This window comes from Paenibacillus sp. FSL H8-0317 (genome assembly GCF_045040685.1).
In the GTDB taxonomy this organism is placed as follows: Bacteria; Bacillota; Bacilli; order Paenibacillales; family Paenibacillaceae; genus Paenibacillus.
Window position 1 is genome coordinate 5,575,125 of record NZ_CP150294.1, and the last position, 17,071, is coordinate 5,592,195.

Here is a 17,071-nt window from a genome sequence, read left to right on the forward strand (position 1 = left end):
CCTGAGGAGAGCATCATCACTATGAATCTTGCATCTTTTTTAATCTACTGCATCGTCGTTACATTCACCCCCGGCCCCAGCAATATCGTAATTCTTTCTTCCGTACAACATGTTGGGGCACGTCAAACGATGCAATATGTGTGGGGAGCTACGCTGGCATTTGGTCTGCTGCTTACCGCTTCAGCTTTTCTTAATCAGCTTCTTGCGGGAGTGTTGCCCGGAATTCTGAAGGTGATGCAGATTGTCGGCGGCCTGTACATGGTGTATCTGGCGTACCAGATCTACAAGATGGGTACCACGGAGGATGCACCAAAACAAGTTACCGGATTTTGGAACGGTTTCATCATGCAATTTGTGAATCCAAAGGTAGTCTTGTTTACTTTCACTGTCATTCCAAGTTATGTATTGCCCTTTTATCAAAGTTCATTTTCTTCGTTCCTGTTCGTGGTGTTAATTACCTTCATTGGATTCCTGGCCTATTCCAGTTGGGTTGTTTTTGGCACGGTTTTCAAAACGTTGCTGAATCGCCACCAGAAAATACTAAGTATTCTCATGGCCCTTTTTTTGTTATACTCAGCCATTATAGTATCCGGATTAATCTAAAGCTTGGGAGGTGTGCTGCATGGAACGATTTAACTATAAAAAGTCGCAAGACGTGCTGGCACTATCCGCCAGCTTTACTGATTTTGCATACAAAAAACATTGCCATGAAGAGTATGCGGTTGGCGTAACCCTGCGTGGCATTCAACAATACAACCTGGACGGACAATATCAGGCGTCTCACCAAAATGGTGTCATGTTGTTCAACCGTGAACAGTCCCATGATGGAAGTTCCTATGATAAGGCTGGCATTGACTATGTGATGCTGTATTTGAAGCCGGAATTGGTAGAGGAGATTATAGGCAAAAAGGAATTGTGTTTTGGAAGTCCCATCGTCTATGATCCCGAGCTTGCCCGTAAGATCCTGATGCTGAACGACGCCGTTCAACTCAGACAGGACGAAGCCGAGTGCAGCGAACGGGTCTTCGATCTGGTTCACCTTCTGGCTCAGAAGGAAATGGACACCAAGCTCTGGTTGCCTCAGGACAGTCTGGTTCGAAAAGCCAAGGAAATCATGTTTTGCAGCACCGAAGATGTGCTCAAGCTGGACAACCTAAGTTCCGAATTTGGCATGTCCAAGTTTCAATTTATCCGTGAATTCAAGGCACATGCAGGTATATCCCCCTACCAGTTTTTCTTAAACTGCAAGGTGGAGCGTGCCCGTCAATCCATCGAAAAGCAGAAGGACGTATATACTGCTGTTGCCGATTGCGGATTTGTTGATCTGACCCATCTGAATCGTCATTTCAAACGGGTATTTGGTGTCACAGCTTATGAATACATGTTGCAGTTAAACTATAAAAGATGAACTAAAGAATATACACTGGCCACTCCGATGACAGAATAACCTTCTGATCGCTGTTATCCCCAGATTTTTTTGATCCCTTTTTATAAAGGGAAAATCCGGGGATAGCGTATGCTTCCGATGTAGCTTTCTTTCAGAAAGCTTTTAGGCGAACGCTACGCTTCTTCTGGTTCTTTCTGTCCTCTCCGTTTTGTGTAAATGTTTAGTTTAATTTATATAGTTTCATCGGATCGATAGTTCCAGCTCCAATTGGATACAATTTTGACGCCACTCCTGAAAATCCCCGTATGGAACGCGGATGTACCTCAACGTTCTTACGGGGATTGGCTTCTTTTTTCGTTGGGCACTCAGATTCTTTTCTTTCGTCTCCATATCCACACGACTGCCAACGCTGCCAATAAAATGACTCCACCATATAATATGAGTTGGATATATTCACTTCTCCCATCGGTGGTTTCTCCAAAATCTTCTTTACTTACAAGCTTGCCCGCACCCAGCAATTTCAGATCGTCTCCGGCTTGTTCAATTGGAACATTGCGACTGCACAGATTCGTATGAAGCTTATGATCCACTTCATATTGATAAGCATAGATCAGGTAGGATTGATTCTTTTCAAATTGAATGCCACAGGACTCAGAACCACCGTCACTCGCGAGAATTTTCATCTTTTTGGCATTAACCCCCTTCCATGCAGTATCTACATCAAAGGTATACTCTCTTAAGATGCCATCATGCTTCGACTGTTGAGAACGTCCCTTCTTCACCACTTCTCCTGTAAATACAGTTGTGTTTGTCTTCAATCTCTCTTGAACATTACTCTCGACACAACTGCAAGCATACACTTTCTCTCCGGGAAATAGAGCTAACCCAGACGTAACCAACAGTAAGACCAACATGCACATCACCAACCGTCGTTTCATTCCGCCCACTCCCCTATTAGATTCTCTGCTCAAACAACCGTGTTAAGGTTACATATTTTTATTGCTGCAATAATTATTGTAAAATTATAGCACAATACCAATATGGCTATGATCGCATTCGCAGACACAATCTACAAAATCAAACATCGCGGAGGAACTGAACATTTGATGCAAAACTGGAAAAGAAACGTCTCATTCCCGTTGCTCGTTGCAGCGTTATGCATGATCGCTTTTGTAAGCATCGCCCTGTCCATCAGCGACAACCAGATTCATCGATTTGATGATACCTTAATCGGATGGATTCAGGGGTTGGAATCCCCTGGTATGACACAATTCATGCACCTTTTCACCTGGATCGGCAGCGAAATGCCAGTGGTCTTCATTACCATCATCGCCATGATTGTGTTATACATTTTCCTGCGACACAAACGCGAACTGCTCTTCCTGGCTTGTGTGATCGCAGGTTCAACCCTGTTAAATGCATTGCTCAAGCTGGTATTCCAGCGTGCCAGACCTACCATTAACCGAATCATTGAAGTGAGCGGTTATAGCTTCCCCAGTGGGCATTCTATGGCAGCATTTAGCCTGTATGGTGGACTGGCCTTTCTAATCTGGAAACATGTACCCACCGTCACTGGACGTGTACTGATGATTATTGCCAGCGCCGTATTTATACTGACCATTGGGATAAGTCGTATCTACTTGGGGGTACATTATCCAAGTGATATTGTCGGCGGATACTTCTTAAGTGGTTGCTGGCTCTCCACATGCATATGGTTTTATCGGCGGCATTTGGAACGCATGTCCCAACTGCAAAGCAGAAGACTGGCCTAGGCGGCCCGCTGTTGTACTACACAAAGAAATACCCGGCTTTCCTTAACTGAAGGATAGCCGGGTATTTCTATATTCATTATAGTAGTCCTGAACTCGTTCAGATACATGAATCCGCTTGTCCCATTTAAGCGAACAGACGGATCTGTTTTTTTTTACACCAAATTATAACTCTTCACCATTGGATTCGATAACTTTTTTGTACCAGTGGAAACTCTTCTTCGGTGTTCTGCTCAAGTCTCCGTTACCGTCGTTGTCTTTATTGACATGAATGAAGCCATAACGCTTCTTCATCTCTCCAGTGGATGCACTAACCAGGTCGATACATCCCCACATGGTGTAGGCAATCAGATCTACGCCGTCAGCTACCGCTTCTTTCATCTGCTCAATGTGACCTTTCAAATAATCAATGCGATAGTCATCTTGAATGGTGCCATCTTCCTCTACCACATCAACAGCGCCCAGACCGTTCTCAACCACCATCAGTGGAATCTGATAACGATCATACAGATGATTCAGCGTGTAACGCAGTCCTTTTGGATCAATCTGCCAACCCCAGTCGGAGGCTTCGAGATATGGATTTTTGATACCGCCAAGCAGATTACCTTCTGCTCTCTCGAGGGACTCGTCTGCACTTTCAACCAAAGACATGTAATAACTGAAGGAGTAGAAGTCTACGCAGCCGTCACGCAGGGTCTGTTCATCATCTGGTTGCATCTCGATCTGGATGCCTTCTTCGGCGAAGAAACGTTTGGCGAATCCAGGATACGCTCCACGAACCTGAACATCACCGCAGATCATGTTGGAGATTTGGTCTTTCTTCTGTGCGAGCAACATGTCGTCCGGGTTACATGTGTTTGGATAGGTTGTCATGAAAGCGACCATACAGCCGATCTGAAAATCAGGGTTGATTTCATGTCCCAGCTTCACCGCTTTGGCACTGGCAATGAATTGATGATGTAATGCCTGGAAACGAGTCTGTGGATCATCCACTCCGTCGACCAGTGTCTCTTTACCTTCAAACAGAATACCTGCAGCCATATAAGCACCCATCGGCATCGTCAGACAGTTGATTTCGTTGAACGTTAGCCAGTATTTGACCTGATCCTTGTATCGATTAAAGAGGGTTGTACAATAGCGGATATAACAGTCGATGACTTCACGGGAAGCCCAGCCATTATACTTCTGTGTCAGACCAAATGGCGTTTCATAATGGGAGATTGTTACGAGCGGCTCAATATTGTATTTTTTCAACTCGGCAAAGACGTTATCGTAGAACTGCAATCCCTCTTCGTTTGGCTCCAGATCGTAACCGTTCGGATAGATCCGGGACCAGTTGATGGACATGCGGAACATTTTGAAGCCCATCTCTGCCATCATGGCAATATCTTCTTTGTAATGTCCGTAAAAATCAACCGCTTCATGGCTCGGATAATACGTGCCCTCTTCCAATACAGGCGTAATCCGGCGTGGAATCGTGTGAGTTCCCCCTGTCATCATGTCCGACGTGCTTGGCCCTTTGCCACCCTGGTTCCATCCACCCTCGAATTGATTGGCAGCCGTTGCGCCACCCCAGTAAAATCCTTCTTTCATTGTCATGACCAGTTCCTCCTTCATATTTAACTCATTTCGATATAAAGTGCTTGATATTATGCGAGTAGCCGTTCCGGTCACGAATCGTTCTTCTGATCGCTGTTATCCTCGGATTTCTTTTATTCCCATTTCTAAATGGAAAAATCCCATGATAAATGCGAACACTTCGTTTCTTCAGAATCGATATCGTCCCCTTCACTACTTCGCAATAAATGAAGAACAAATTATAAGACTGAGTCAAAATGTCTTGGTAAGACTTTTACACCAGTGTACCACCCATACCCTGACACCTATTGTCATGGTATAATAAGAGCATGGAAAATAACCGACTATTTCGAATGTTGCTTTTGTTATTGGAGAAAAAGAAAGCCACCGCACCCGAACTCGCCCGTATGTTCGAGATTTCTGTACGCACGGTGTATCGTGATATCGATCGGTTGAGTGCTGCGGGCATTCCCGTCTATACAACGACCGGCAAGCATGGCGGTATCCATCTGATGGACAACTATGTCATGGACAAGTCCCTGTTGTCAGAAGAAGACCAGAATGAAATTTTGATGGGACTATACAGCATCAGTGCGATCCCCCATCTTAACAGTGCCCATATGCTCCAACGGTTAACCGCCCTTTTTGATCACAAGCTGGATTGGATCGAATTCAATTTCTCACCATGGGGCAGCATCCCTCTGCAGGAGAGAGAACTGTTCAATCAGGTGAAGCAGGCTATATTAACGAATCAACTGATTACGTTTCATTATGTTAATTCGGATGGTGAGAAGAGCATTCCGACCGTGGAGCCACAGAAACTTATATTCAAAAACAGTACATGGTACTTCAAAGGCTATATTCATGATGATCCTGAGCGGAAAGAATTCGAGACATTCAAAATGAAACGGATCACCCAATTGAGTTTTCTAACGAGAAAACACGATCACTCTGTTACTGCCGGATCAAACGACCCTGAATCAGAAGCAGCTCCTGTCCTGACTCCTCTTACACTCTCGTTCTCCAGCAATATTGCATACCGAGTGTATGATTTTTTCGAACCCTCCCTCATTAAAAAAGAGCCTGATGGCAGGCTCCGTGTTTCTCTCGAACTGAATGTAGGGGAATGGCTCTACTCCTTCCTGCTGTCATTTGGTTCCGAGCTGACCGTAATTGAGCCTGTTCATGTTGGACAGGAATTGCTCAGACGTCATATCAAAGCCGTTGAACATTTGCAGAACGTCATGAACAAACTTCCCAACCATGAATGATATAATATAGGCCTATACAACTTTTGATCACAGCTGACTCTCCGTCATCCATCTGACCGAAGGAGGTTTATTCATGCAAGACATTAGACGCAACAATGTGGAACGTTTCAAAGGTTTTGGTACGTTATACGATCAGAACCGACCAGCTGCTCCCACTGAAGTGGTGGATATTCTAACGACATATCTTGGCAGCACACCGCGTATGGTCGCAGATATTGGTTGTGGCACCGGCTTATCCTCGTGGATCTGGCTTAATGAAGCTGAACGTATCATCGGCTTTGAACCCAGCGATGACATGAGGTCTGTAGCTGAATCCAAGTGGGAATCTGCCGGGAAGCCGGATAACCTGCGGTTTGTGTCCGGCTTGTCTCACGACCTTGGACTACCAGATGGCAGTGTGGATGTGCTGACCTGCTCGCAATCGTTTCACTGGATGGAGCCGCAACCCACACTACGCGAGTTTGCACGTGTACTTCGTACAGGGGGCATATTTGCAGCCTACGATTGTGACTGGCCGCCAATGTTAGACTGGCAGTTAGAACAAGCCTATCTGCAGCTGAATAAGGAAGCAGATCAACGAGCAGCCAGTCTGGCTCCCCAGGATAGTCAGGCACACAAATGGAGCAAGGATGGGCATTTGCAGCAGATTCAGCAGTCCGGGCTGTTCCGATATGTTCGGGAAATCGTATTTCATCACCACGAGACATTCACAGCCGATCGATATGTCAATCTCGCCCTGAGCCAAGGCGGCCTGCAAACGGCGTTGAAGCTCGGAGCGGATGATCTATTAACAGCTGCTGACGAGTTCAGAGCGCTGGCTAATCGTGTATTTGATGGAGAATCCAGAAAAGTACTCTTTTCTTATCGCATGCGCCTTGGTATTGTTTGAAAACCGTCCGTTCCTTGTATCTCTATACATACCAAATGAAAAAGGAGGTCCTACACGTCATAAACATGATCTGTAGGACCTCCTTTTGTCTACATCCTCAGGAAGAGAATAAGTCACTTAATTGTCGCTCCTGTACATTCAATGCCAACACCAATTTTGTTGGATCTTGTCTTGAATAAATGACGTTAATGATATGACCTTGCTGCACCTGGGGCAGCGCAGATGATAAAATTTCTTTTTGCGTTGTCACAATGAAGGTTTCACCGTTCGTTTTCGTTATGCTGAGTTTGAGCTGAAGCTTGATCTTATTAGTGCCTCCACTCCCAAGTGGAGTGACATCAAGGATCTTGGCCATCGCTTTTTCCCCTGTTCTTGCAATATCCATCATTTCAGGTGATACCCCTTGCTGTACCATCTTTTCATCCAGCAATTGCTGCATATCCTCCTGTGATAATTGCCCCTTCATATCAAGCCCTACCTTGCGCTCATCCTTTACGGAGACAACTAACGGAATAAAACTGCCCGGCTGAAACTGTGCCATGGAGGTCAGTGGAATGACGCTTTTCATCTCGGTATCGTATTTCTCTCGCCCTTTACGCGACACCGTCAGACCCAATCGAACCTCAGGTTGTTCATTAATATACGTCCCCGTCAGTTGTATTGTCTTAATGACTCCCACTGCTGGTAAACCTGTCCTTACTCGACCTACGCCAAAAATATTGCTCAAAATCGCAGGAACAAAGATCAGTGCAAACCCGGCAAAGATCGCCGGAGTGTACCACCATGCCTGCATAATCATAAACGGATCATTCCACAGCTGCTGTGCCAGAAATGGGGAGAACCCCACCCCGAATACAGTTAATACGCCAATGAATCTCAGAAATCCCACCATATGATCCACCCTCTCTTAATCCTTTTCTTAATATCTCTATTCAACGTTGTTATAAGCATTATCTAAATAGATTATGACGTCTTATAACCAAATACCTTCTAGCTGGACAATAGCCCCATGTAGATCAGCTCGGACGGATTTGCTGGATTCTGACCTAATCCCACCCGATCGCCTACTCGTGGAATCTGCATTTTGGACACCAGTGTCTCCAATGTCCGCTGATACTGGTTACCATTCGTTTCGGTCACATCCAATACAAGCACAACAATCGGATCAAAGTTGATCAGTTTGCCTGTATCGGTGATTGTCACCACCGTTGCTGTTGCCGTTAAAGGCAGAGAACCACTCGCAGCCAACTGTGCCTGCTTTGCCGAATCCAGACTTTGGTTGATCGCCTCCCGATGTTCCTTTGATACAAAACCTTTCATCATCATGCCAGTGAGTCCTTTATTCATCATTTTATCCGCTTTAGCAATCGCATCTTCCTGTTTGTTCTTTTTACCGAACCATCCCATATCAAACACCTCATTTGTTTTATTTGTTTTTAGAAGTTGTTCAAAAAGTCCACTTTTGATTACGAATCATGCCTAGCGGCATCATCAGCATCGAATATGAAATTCAGCCGAAATGTCCGTTGCTCACGTAGGTCTCCTACGCTCCGCTACTCCATTTCTATCTTCATTCCATCTTCTCGGTACTGAAAACCAGACTTTTTGAACACGTATTTATAGTTAAATTATAAACACCGTGACTTGTCCTTGAATACCCTTCTGGCGGCATACAAAAAAAACGAAAAATCCGGTCATTGAATGACGGAATGATCGCCTCTTTAGTAAGGAATGATGCTAATTTCACAAAAAAAGATCTACTGATCCGATCTTCATTTCACGATTGGTAGCCATATTTTGTGCCAAATCCATCGGCAATGCACAAAATCATGCCAAAAACATAACTTTAAGCTTTCCCGAACCTCCAGACGGACTAGTGGTAGCCTTAATGCAACCTGCCACTTACTCCATTAATCTCCTTTTATTTCATTGTCGTTCGGTATTAATTCATACAAGGTACGAACATCACAACCGATGGAATCGGCGATCGATATGGCAATTTTGAGTGGCATCACTCTTTTGTTTTCAATAAAGTCGTAAACTCGTTCCGGTTTAAAAAGTAAGTCTTTTGCCAACCATTCTGCTGACTTTCCGGATTCCATCAATCGTTCACTCAGTAAGCAACGTCCTAGTTCAAATTTCAAGAAGCGATGACCTCCCGCATAAGATAATATTTAACCTTAAGCGTGGTCCATTGCCAGCATGAATATACTCTTATGGATAAATCCAAGCTGATTTCCGCTCTATTTTTTGCGTAACAGATAGACAAGCTTCCGATAATACATCGCCGCTTCTTTGTATTTCCGCTGATCCTCGGATACTACGGCCATCCCCTCATATAACGGTTCAAGCCGCATGACATGCTGCGCGGATTCAAAATAAGGCAGACACGCAAGTGCACGCTCCATGAAAACTTCGCGATCTCCATGCGCAAGAGCCAGATGGCTTTGGTAGAAGGTTGCGCTCATCTGCTGGTCCTGTGTTGTGGCACATTTCAAGAGTTGATCTACACTCTGCGCGAGCACGCCCCAGTTCTTCCGTGCCAGAGCCACTTCGCATCGATACACACTGACGAGCGGCTGCATGGCGATCTGTGTTTCTTCCGTTTCCTGCTGCAATAACGATTCAAATCGTTCAATCTCCGCCTGTGCCTGATCCAGTTCACCTGTCATCGTCAGCATGACAATCCGATTGTTGGCAATCGCCGTCACCAGATCTCCCTGGTTGCCAGCATACACGAGGTTTGCCTCCGCCATGGTTAATGCCGAAAGTGCCTCCTGAACCAGCCCCATTGCGAAGCAATAACCACTATATGCCACATATAATCCAGACAACCGATGAAACATCCGCTGATCATAGACATGATGCATCGTAAGCTCAAATACCTGTTTTGCCTCTTCATACTGTTTGACCTGGATGTAGGCTTCCATCTTGATATTTTGCACAGACAACCAGAATTCACTACCAGGAAGCGCCAGCTCACTGAGCCTGGTTGCATGAGTTAATACATCCACAAAAGCCATTTTGGAACGATAATATTGTATTTTATAGAATAAAAGTGCCTTGACTAACGGACGTGGCAAATCAATATCGTCTGGACGATCGTATTTCTCCAGGTAAAAATTGAGGTAGGACGTATGTATATATTCATGAGCTGTTGCATCGTTTAATTGCTGATAATAAACCGCCTTCATCAAGGCCGTTGTCAGCTCAACGGTCAACGTGTCATCCCGATCTGCCAGTGCATGCACCGTATCTTCGGATATCGCCGACGCTGGAACAGACATTTGTTCGAAAACGACCTCTGCCCGTTCAATTGTTTCCTCGTCCTGAGCCGCAGCTTTTAGAATATAGGAAGGGGATACCCCAAGACGCCCAGCGATGGCTTCTGCCAAGTCCTCAGGTAGAGGATAACGATCCGCCAGGATATTGGCAAAGTGGGCCTGCGTGACCAGACCTTCCACAAGGTCTTTACGGGAGATTTGTTTTCTTTTGCTTAGCAGTTCAATGCGTTCCTTCAGCATGGTATCCCTGTCCTTTCTATCCTAACAAGCGAGTACATTCTATTCACATCATCGCAAAATTAGAGATATCACGCCACCCTTCCAGCGAAATCAAACGAAACGGTTTCCGTTTCCGAGGTAATTGTTTTACAATAAGAAAGTATGTGTAAGAGCATTTTATCGAAATGCTGAAACATGAGCTGAATATGAAAGGATGCAAATAAATGATTATTAAACCAAGAACACGTGGTTTTATTTGTACCACTTCCCATCCTGTAGGTTGCGCTGCGCAAGTGCAGGAACAGATTGATTATGTGAAATCCCAGCCTGAGCTGAAAGGACCGCGTAATGTGCTCGTGATCGGTGCTTCCACCGGATACGGTCTCGCGTCACGTGTTGTTTCTGCCTTTGGAGCTGGAGCGAATACAGTCGGCATTTATCGTCCAAGCAGTTCCACAGAGAAACGTACGGCTTCTGCAGGCTGGTACAACTCCGCTGCATTCGAAAAAGCCGCTGAAGAAGCAGGCCTGAAATCGTACAGCGTTACAGGTGATGCATTCGCAAACGAAACACGAGACAAAGCCGTTGAACTGATTCGCAGTGAACTCGGTCAAGTCGATCTGGTCGTATACAGCGTAGCCTCGGCACGCCGTACCGATCCGAACACGGGTGAAGTATTCAACTCTGTGCTGAAGCCTATCGGACAATCCTACACGAACAAAACGGTGAACTTCCACACAGGCGAAATTAGCTCCGTTACCCTTGAACCGGCAAACGAAGAGGAAATTCGTCAGACGGTAACCGTTATGGGCGGAGACGATTGGGAACTATGGATGGATGCCCTGCAACAAGGCGGCGTGCTTGCTGACGATGCAACAACGATCGCTTTCTCTTACATCGGTCCTGAACTTACCCATGCTATTTATCGTGATGGTTCCATCGGTCAAGCCAAGAATCATCTGGAAGCGACTGCACACAAGCTGAATGATCGTTTAAGTGAAAAAGGTGGACGTGCGTACTTAACTGTAGCCAAGGCGCTGGTGACTCAATCCAGTTCGGCAATTCCAGTCGTGCCGCTGTACATCTCAGCATTGTACAAAGTCATGAAAGAAAAAGGCTTGCATGAAGGATGCATCGAGCAATTGCAACGTCTGTTCGCTGATCGCCTGTATGCGGGAGGAGAAGTTCCAACCGATGCAGAAGGTCGCATTCGCATTGACGATTGGGAGATGAGAGCTGACGTTCAGGAAGAAGTGGCGAAGCTCTGGAATGAGTTGACCACAGAGAACATCTACGATCTGTCCGATTTGGAAGGTTACCGTCGTGAATTCTTCCAGCTGTTTGGTTTTGAAACCGATGGTGTGGATTATGAAGCAGACGTTGATCCAAACGTTGAAATGCCTCATCTGGTGAACTAAAGAAGTTTGGGCGTGGACGTGAGCTTAGATTTTCGTTAGCTAACTTGCGGATATCATGTTAAAGATCGGATTTTAAAATCAATGAAGGAGGAGCCATCTGGCTCCTCTTTTTTTTGCCCTTTTAAAATCACTCATCAATTCCAATTTCCTTATCCATACATTCTTTCGTATTTCCCCGAATCAAATCGATTTAAGCAGCTTTTTCAGCTCTTTTGGTATCGTCTTCTCGATAGTAATAGAACGTGCTCCATGCATGGACGCAAAGAATTGAAGCCCCTCCCGAAAATCCGTGATCCATTCCTCCACAGGTGGAGCAGTCTCTTCCATCGATAACAAACGAACGGTAAGTACTCCCGTTTTGCGATCAAGTCTTGGGTCCATACGTCCAATCAACCGATCACCGTGAAGAATAGGCATGGCATAATAACCGTAGGTTCTTTTCACCTCTGGCGTATAAATCTCCCATTTATAATGAAAATCGAATAAATCCACAATACGCTCTCTTCTCCATAACAGGTTGTCCAGCGGCGGCAAGAAACGGACCGGACCGGACGGATCATAGTGTGGCTCTTCCCTTTCCATGTGCAGCAGCAATTCCTCATCTTCAGCACGAATATAATAAGGCGTGGCCACGTCCTCCACCTTAAGCGGGATCATTCGCCCATCTGACACACGGGCAGCAATATCGGCGCGTCGTTCAGCCGCTGTAGATTTTAACCAACCCAGACGGGGATCACGGGCATCTACGACACGATACGCATAAATGTATTTATCCAGCAGAGCCTGTCTCTGGGCCAACACATCGATGTCTTCTTTTATCGTAAGTCCCTGTTGCTGCAATCCGGATTCGGTAATATGAAAATAACGTTCATTCCCCTGCCTCGCCACCACACGAATGACAGCGGAGTCCAACAGTAAATTCAGAGCAAGTGTGGTATCCTTTGTCTTTGGCACATCTGCACTGTCCCAATAACCACTTACCCTTTCAACAGCACGGAAGGCTCTGGAAGGTAAAGGTCCTTCTTCCTTCAAACGCTGTAACACATGCTGCACTGTTTTCTCTAAACCTTGCAAGGAGGGAGCCAGACGCTCCTTTAATCGAGCACGCACAGGTTCAAAGAGAGCATAGTCCTCGATTGGAATGACACAGGCAGCATTTGCAAAATATTCAAACACCTTGTGATCACTCAGCAGTGTATTTAAGCTGTCAGCAGTATAACCAGGGTCACGAGCCCCCAACACCAAATGCTGGTTTCCGGTTACAGCAGCCACAGGATCGATCTGCACGCAACCAAGGGAGCGAATCATACTCAAAACTTGGTCCGGTCCTGAAGGTAAGGAAACTGCGGGCCAACGTCCCAGTAAAGCTTGCGTTTGCAGCAAAAAACGCCGAACGATTTTTTTATTCATGCGCAGCGCTGTTGTCATATGTATAGGTTCTTCCCTTCATTCATATATACAAGGCTTTATAGTCCAATTTATCAAGATACATTGATTTTAACAGTCCACATGATTACTTTCCAACCAAAGAAAGAATTCAATGTCTTACTTATCCAGCAATCCGTTCCTTATGGACAAAATAAAAAGAAGCACCACCATCCTGGATGATCTGCTTCTTGTGTTTGACCTTTTGCAATTTTTCCTGCTTCGTAGGCATGAGCCGTACATGCTGGGATAACGCACCATAATCTCCGTTAACTCTTCGGCTCTGTTCCAAGCACCATTGACCTGACCGCTCTGCTTTGCGTAATGCTTTTTGTGTTTGTGTACGTGCCATAATGGATCACACACTCCTTTGGTTGATATACACTCAATATATCATGTGCAGCTACACAAGTGAAGGTGCTTCCTACTGGAATGGGCATATACATAATTAAGAAGACTTCCACCGAGTACCTTAGCGGGATTGTCGCTTTCGCCGGGACTGCCACGTCTCGATTGGCTCATGATCATCTTCTTCGATCAGTTCCAATGCTTCGTCTACTCTTCTGGCTTTGAACAACAAAATTAACTCTATCAGGTCTTCCCGGTCCAGCAGCTTCACTCCATTAACCGCTGCAAGCGTACGACAGGCTTCGGTGTAACGGGCGGACGTTAATACAATCGACCGGTCGGCTTCATAATAACGCATCGATGTATATATCTCCTGCACAGCACTCAACCCTACGGGATGGTTCGCACCATATCGCTTCGCTTGTATAACACTTCGTCTGCCAAGTCTATCAACAAACACCAGATCTGCCCCGAAATCCCGGCTGCTCGTCGTCTTATGAACTTCATCGTACCCGAGCTCTTCGAATAAATGATAGAGATATAATTCAAATTCCGAACCATCCTCCATTTTGTCGATGTCCTTTATTGTGATCTTACGAGGATTGGCTTCACTTCGGATCCGCTGCCCGCGCCCGATAACCCGCCGAATAATCCAGGCCAGCAGTAGTAATATGACAATAATTCCTATGACCCATAGGGTCACATTTTCACTCCAGTTCATAAATTCTTCTCCTTGTGTCATTTCCTATATTCTATCCAACGTCTTACGCAGATACGGCTTGTCACCGCACTAAATATATCAGACTTCCACCTTCATCGAAAGAAGATGAATTCCCTGTAACCCTTATACTTCACGAAACATAGTGATTTCGACAAACCAATGATAAAAGGTTACAGTACGTTCGGTTGAATTCAGCTTGACTTTAATGGTAAAATTCAACAATCGGTTCTATTTGAACCGAAGAAGAAAGGTGGTTTATCACTTGCATACATTGACCAAACACAAGTCCAAAACATGGGCTGCCCTCATTCTGAGTAGCATGCTCCTCTTCACCATGAATACAACTGGTTACGCCGCTGCGTCAACCGAATCCATGCCGAAACCTGCGTGGACGTCATCTTCCCTGATGTTATCTGAGGCTAATACAGAGAAAGATGTCATGATCAAGGGAATCCATGCCGTGCCATCCAAAAATCTTGTATATGTGCATGCCTCGCAGCCCGTGACCAAAACAAGCAGCAAAACAACACTCGACTGGCAACTGGACTCTCTCCAAGCATTCGATGTTACGACTGGACAATTGAAGTGGAATACAATATTCCATGAGAAAAGTGGTCCTTATACCACCTACTCCGATTCGGTATATGCCAGCAACGGTACGGTTTATGTGTATATGGAATATTCGGACAAAACCAAAAAATTGTACTCATTCAATACATCCGGTAAAACCAACTGGATCAAAACGGTGAATTCACCTGCAAGCATATCCCTATTGGATAACGATACGCTGATGGTTGCTTCAAGTCAGGGCGTACAATCGAATGGTTCAGTTCGCTCAGCCATCTCGTTATATGACAAAAAGGGCAAGCTGATTACCGAGAAGACCATTAACGGTAGCGTGCTTAAGGCTGATCATGGTCGAATTGTGGTGGATGCCAGTAAACAAACCAAGGTAGGCAACTTCTGGCAGCAAGCTGAAAATCCCAAAGTGGAGATCTATGATCGTACGTTGAATCGTCTGTCCTTCTACCAATTCCCTGCCAATGCAAATACATTAGGAGATGGCGGCGGTGAATCCCTGGCCATTCTGGACGATGGTTCCATCATTATGCGTGCCAATTTTGAGAACACAGGTAACCGACTGATGGGCTTTGGCGTCGATGGCAAGCTTGCTTGGGGACGTGCCATTGCTGGTGATGCCTACATTCAGACGGCTGGCAACGGTTATACAGTCTTTACAGGGCAGAAGCTGGAATTGTACACGATGAAAGGCAAAGTGACTGAGCGTACATTCAAGGACGCACAGCCTGCACTTATGCGTGTGGACCAGACGCAGGATGGACAGTACCAGCTTGATTTTGCCAAAACAGGATACATTCTTGATCCACAGAAGCTGGAAGACGTGCATATCTACACTACCAGTGCCTCGGTTCCTTCATTAGAAGGTGTCTCTACCTATGTCGATGATGTCATCTATTCCATGAACAATGAGACATTGTCCAAATATGTATTAAAGGCTGCTGCAAAATAATGAACAGAGCGCTTCTGTATGACCGCCTAAACGGTTGACAGGGCGCTCTTTTATTTCAAATTCCCCTGGCTCCCCTTACTTGTCATTTCTTCTCATCCTGTTATACTATTAACGTTCTCTTGCTTCACCCTAATCTTGATAGGCAAAGGAGCTTAACCTTCCTATGATTATTCAGTTCATTCGATACAGATAACTTGGGGCATAGCCATAAACCTCTTTTTTTGAATTTCGTGCAGAGGTTTATTTGTTATGCCCTTTTCTTCAGTTATCCAAATCTGAATGAATGGGGTGTTATTCCATGTCAGTCCATCGCAGAGAACGCAGCGCTGCGCTTATTAATCCATACATCCATATGTTGAACTGTCCCATCTGTCATAGCCCTATGGCAACCATTAACTCAGGGAGCATTCAATGTGTGTCCAGGCATAGCTTTGATTTTGCAAGACAAGGCTATATCAATTTCATGACACGTTTTTTCAAGGGCAACTATGACAAACGTTTATTTACAGCCAAAAGGAATATCTTATCGGAAACCGGTATTTATGCTCCTCTGACCGAAGTACTACGCAGGTGGATCGCACGTTATTCCGTTGACATCAACTATCCCGTGCATATTCTGGATGCAGGCACAGGAGAGGGAACATTTCTCCAGCAGATTACGCAGAATACTCCAGCCGTTGGCTGGGGCATCGACATTGCCAAAGAAGGCATTGCCATGGCTTCCTCTGCCTACAACCAGCAAATTTGGTTTGTCGGCGATCTGGCATGCAGTCCGTTTGCAGAAGGTCAACTGGACATCATCCTGAATATATTTTCTCCTTCCAACTATGAAGAATTTGGACGAATTCTGAAGGATGGGGGATGGATCATCAAAGTCATCCCCCGTGAACGATATTTAATTGAACTGAGAGAAATGCTGTTCCTGAATCGACCTGATCGAGCAGACGGCCGGGAACTTACGCTGGACCGATTCCGCAAACATCATCATCTCATCGCCAGCATTCCGCTGACCTACACGCTGCCCGTCACCGAAAACATGCTGAATTCACTCGTTCATATGACACCACTTTCCTGGCATCGGTCGGGATCATCCCTGGTGAGCATTCAAGCTTCCTTGTCGAAGATTACCGTTGACGTAGAAATACTGGTGGGAACAATCAGATAACCATTATGGCTGATTTTAGCCGCCATACAGCCAAAAAGCCGGGAAAGTTCCAACTGGAACTTTCCC

At 45.5% G+C, this 17,071-nt stretch carries 17 protein-coding genes; 8 read left to right on the forward strand and 9 right to left on the reverse strand.

Annotated features, from left to right (window positions below; all coding sequences use genetic code 11):
- The first annotated feature begins 21 nt into the window (after positions 1–21).
- Positions 22–603, forward strand: a complete 582-nt coding sequence (locus MHB43_RS25000) for a LysE family translocator (RefSeq protein ID WP_221824677.1) — start codon at positions 22–24, stop codon at positions 601–603.
- Between the two features lie 19 nt (positions 604–622).
- On the forward strand, positions 623–1,408 hold the full coding sequence (locus MHB43_RS25005) for an AraC family transcriptional regulator (RefSeq protein WP_339305386.1): 786 nt from the start codon (positions 623–625) through the stop codon (positions 1,406–1,408).
- A gap of 344 nt (positions 1,409–1,752) precedes the next feature.
- Here MHB43_RS25005 and MHB43_RS25010 read toward each other — a convergent pair whose 3' ends face one another.
- Positions 1,753–2,325 (reverse strand): hypothetical protein, encoded by a 573-nt coding sequence (locus tag MHB43_RS25010; RefSeq protein ID WP_221824679.1) that lies wholly within the window; start codon positions 2,323–2,325, stop codon positions 1,753–1,755.
- Positions 2,326–2,493: 168 nt separating this feature from the next.
- Here MHB43_RS25010 and MHB43_RS25015 point away from each other — a divergent pair, with 168 nt between their 5' ends.
- Entirely contained in the window at positions 2,494–3,159 is a 666-nt protein-coding gene (locus tag MHB43_RS25015; protein ID WP_221824790.1) for a phosphatase PAP2 family protein, read from the forward strand.
- Between the two features lie 162 nt (positions 3,160–3,321).
- Here the strand turns inward: MHB43_RS25015 and MHB43_RS25020 are convergent, their stop codons facing one another.
- The gene (locus tag MHB43_RS25020; protein ID WP_339178678.1) at positions 3,322–4,755 is read right to left on the reverse strand and encodes a glycoside hydrolase family 1 protein; all 1,434 of its coding nucleotides are present in this window, start codon (positions 4,753–4,755) and stop codon (positions 3,322–3,324) included.
- Between the two features lie 308 nt (positions 4,756–5,063).
- Here MHB43_RS25020 and MHB43_RS25025 point away from each other — a divergent pair, with 308 nt between their 5' ends.
- Both MHB43_RS25025 and MHB43_RS25030 read left to right on the forward strand, forming a co-directional pair.
- Positions 5,064–6,005, forward strand: coding sequence for a helix-turn-helix transcriptional regulator (locus MHB43_RS25025; RefSeq protein WP_405130662.1), 942 nt, complete (start codon positions 5,064–5,066; stop codon positions 6,003–6,005).
- A gap of 73 nt (positions 6,006–6,078) precedes the next feature.
- Positions 6,079–6,894 carry a class I SAM-dependent methyltransferase gene (locus tag MHB43_RS25030; RefSeq protein WP_036674482.1) on the forward strand — a complete coding sequence of 272 codons (816 nt, stop codon included), beginning with the start codon at positions 6,079–6,081 and terminating at the stop codon, positions 6,892–6,894.
- A gap of 97 nt (positions 6,895–6,991) precedes the next feature.
- Here the strand turns inward: MHB43_RS25030 and MHB43_RS25035 are convergent, their stop codons facing one another.
- From MHB43_RS25035 to MHB43_RS25050, 4 genes are all read right to left on the reverse strand, one after another.
- Positions 6,992–7,786 (reverse strand): hypothetical protein, encoded by a 795-nt coding sequence (locus MHB43_RS25035; protein WP_339185444.1) that lies wholly within the window; start codon positions 7,784–7,786, stop codon positions 6,992–6,994.
- A gap of 98 nt (positions 7,787–7,884) precedes the next feature.
- On the reverse strand, positions 7,885–8,301 hold the full coding sequence (locus tag MHB43_RS25040; protein ID WP_221824681.1) for a hypothetical protein: 417 nt from the start codon (positions 8,299–8,301) through the stop codon (positions 7,885–7,887).
- A gap of 503 nt (positions 8,302–8,804) precedes the next feature.
- Positions 8,805–9,038 (reverse strand): transcriptional regulator, encoded by a 234-nt coding sequence (locus tag MHB43_RS25045; RefSeq protein WP_076329132.1) that lies wholly within the window; start codon positions 9,036–9,038, stop codon positions 8,805–8,807.
- Between the two features lie 99 nt (positions 9,039–9,137).
- Positions 9,138–10,418, reverse strand: coding sequence for an XRE family transcriptional regulator (locus MHB43_RS25050; protein ID WP_405130663.1), 1,281 nt, complete (start codon positions 10,416–10,418; stop codon positions 9,138–9,140).
- 203 nt (positions 10,419–10,621) lie between these two features.
- On the opposite strand from MHB43_RS25050, the gene fabV reads away from it, so the two are divergent.
- The gene (fabV, locus tag MHB43_RS25055; RefSeq protein WP_339178688.1) at positions 10,622–11,815 is read left to right on the forward strand and encodes an enoyl-ACP reductase FabV; all 1,194 of its coding nucleotides are present in this window, start codon (positions 10,622–10,624) and stop codon (positions 11,813–11,815) included.
- A 180-nt stretch (positions 11,816–11,995) separates the two neighbouring features.
- Here fabV and MHB43_RS25060 read toward each other — a convergent pair whose 3' ends face one another.
- The 3 genes from MHB43_RS25060 to MHB43_RS25070 all read right to left on the reverse strand — a co-directional run bounded on the left by MHB43_RS25060 (position 11,996) and on the right by MHB43_RS25070 (position 14,309).
- Positions 11,996–13,243, reverse strand: a complete 1,248-nt coding sequence (locus MHB43_RS25060; protein WP_405130664.1) for a DNA glycosylase AlkZ-like family protein — start codon at positions 13,241–13,243, stop codon at positions 11,996–11,998.
- Positions 13,244–13,364: 121 nt separating this feature from the next.
- Positions 13,365–13,592, reverse strand: a complete 228-nt coding sequence (locus tag MHB43_RS25065) for a hypothetical protein (protein ID WP_339178692.1) — start codon at positions 13,590–13,592, stop codon at positions 13,365–13,367.
- 120 nt (positions 13,593–13,712) lie between these two features.
- Complete coding sequence (locus tag MHB43_RS25070) at positions 13,713–14,309, reverse strand: restriction endonuclease (protein ID WP_221824687.1); 597 nt, start codon at positions 14,307–14,309, stop codon at positions 13,713–13,715.
- 262 nt (positions 14,310–14,571) lie between these two features.
- Between MHB43_RS25070 and MHB43_RS25075 the strand changes: the two genes are divergently transcribed.
- Together MHB43_RS25075 and MHB43_RS25080 are read left to right on the forward strand one after the other, a co-directional pair.
- Complete coding sequence (locus tag MHB43_RS25075; RefSeq protein ID WP_405130665.1) at positions 14,572–15,840, forward strand: hypothetical protein; 1,269 nt, start codon at positions 14,572–14,574, stop codon at positions 15,838–15,840.
- A 352-nt stretch (positions 15,841–16,192) separates the two neighbouring features.
- A complete protein-coding gene (locus MHB43_RS25080) occupies positions 16,193–17,005 on the forward strand; it encodes a putative RNA methyltransferase (RefSeq protein WP_405132469.1) in 813 nt (270 codons plus the stop codon).
- Positions 17,006–17,071 lie beyond the last annotated feature (66 nt).

What these genes read in the sequence shown, in the direction of transcription:
- MHB43_RS25000 (WP_221824677.1), top strand. Translation starts at nt 22, where the DNA reads ATGAATCTTGCATCTTTTTTAATCTACTGCATCGTCGTTACATTCACC.
- MHB43_RS25005 (WP_339305386.1), top strand. Translation starts at nt 623, where the DNA reads ATGGAACGATTTAACTATAAAAAGTCGCAAGACGTGCTGGCACTATCC.
- MHB43_RS25010 (WP_221824679.1), bottom strand. Translation starts at nt 2,325, where the DNA reads ATGAAACGACGGTTGGTGATGTGCATGTTGGTCTTACTGTTGGTTACG.
- MHB43_RS25015 (WP_221824790.1), top strand. Translation starts at nt 2,494, where the DNA reads ATGCAAAACTGGAAAAGAAACGTCTCATTCCCGTTGCTCGTTGCAGCG.
- MHB43_RS25020 (WP_339178678.1), bottom strand. Translation starts at nt 4,755, where the DNA reads ATGACAATGAAAGAAGGATTTTACTGGGGTGGCGCAACGGCTGCCAAT.
- MHB43_RS25025 (WP_405130662.1), top strand. Translation starts at nt 5,064, where the DNA reads ATGGAAAATAACCGACTATTTCGAATGTTGCTTTTGTTATTGGAGAAA.
- MHB43_RS25030 (WP_036674482.1), top strand. Translation starts at nt 6,079, where the DNA reads ATGCAAGACATTAGACGCAACAATGTGGAACGTTTCAAAGGTTTTGGT.
- MHB43_RS25035 (WP_339185444.1), bottom strand. Translation starts at nt 7,786, where the DNA reads ATGGTGGGATTTCTGAGATTCATTGGCGTATTAACTGTATTCGGGGTG.
- MHB43_RS25040 (WP_221824681.1), bottom strand. Translation starts at nt 8,301, where the DNA reads ATGGGATGGTTCGGTAAAAAGAACAAACAGGAAGATGCGATTGCTAAA.
- MHB43_RS25050 (WP_405130663.1), bottom strand. Translation starts at nt 10,418, where the DNA reads ATGCTGAAGGAACGCATTGAACTGCTAAGCAAAAGAAAACAAATCTCC.
- fabV (WP_339178688.1), top strand. Translation starts at nt 10,622, where the DNA reads ATGATTATTAAACCAAGAACACGTGGTTTTATTTGTACCACTTCCCAT.
- MHB43_RS25060 (WP_405130664.1), bottom strand. Translation starts at nt 13,243, where the DNA reads ATGACAACAGCGCTGCGCATGAATAAAAAAATCGTTCGGCGTTTTTTG.
- MHB43_RS25065 (WP_339178692.1), bottom strand. Translation starts at nt 13,592, where the DNA reads ATGGCACGTACACAAACACAAAAAGCATTACGCAAAGCAGAGCGGTCA.
- MHB43_RS25070 (WP_221824687.1), bottom strand. Translation starts at nt 14,309, where the DNA reads ATGAACTGGAGTGAAAATGTGACCCTATGGGTCATAGGAATTATTGTC.
- MHB43_RS25080 (WP_405132469.1), top strand. Translation starts at nt 16,193, where the DNA reads ATGTTGAACTGTCCCATCTGTCATAGCCCTATGGCAACCATTAACTCA.